This is a genomic window from Cellulosimicrobium sp. GQ32 (assembly GCF_059758455.1).
Genome location: NZ_JCAXEP010000039.1, coordinates 1 through 394, shown reverse-complemented (window position 1 = coordinate 394; position 394 = coordinate 1). Strand labels below are relative to the sequence as shown.

Annotated in this window: 1 protein-coding gene; it reads right to left on the bottom strand. The window is 71.1% G+C overall.

The genetic code is table 11. The features are described from left to right. A partial coding sequence (locus AC6CH9_RS20835; RefSeq protein WP_498156603.1) for an Ig-like domain-containing protein occupies positions 1-394 on the bottom strand: 394 nt, incomplete at both ends.

Here is a 394-nt window from a genome sequence, read left to right as displayed (position 1 = left end):
TGCCAGGTCGATCGATGCCTCCTCGCCTGCCGCGACGTCGAGCGTCGGGGTGCCCACGAGCTCCGGGGGAAGGTTCTCCGGCGGCAGCACGGTGACGGGGATCGTCAGCACGTTGGTGCGACCCTCGGGGTCGTCGGGCCCGGAGCCGTCGGTGACCTCGAACGACACCGCCGCGGGACCCGTGTAGTCGGCTTCGGGGGTGTACACGATCTCGGTCACGGAGGGCACCTCGCGCGAGCCTTCGGTCGCCGTGACCTTGTCCTCGGTCGTGAGCCGCGGCGTCCTGCCCTCGACGACGAGCACGTGCTCCGTGATGTCGATCGGCAGCGACTCGCCCGCCAGCACCTCGAGCTGGGTGCCGGGCCGGAGCGTGGGCTTCTGATCGGTGAGTCCG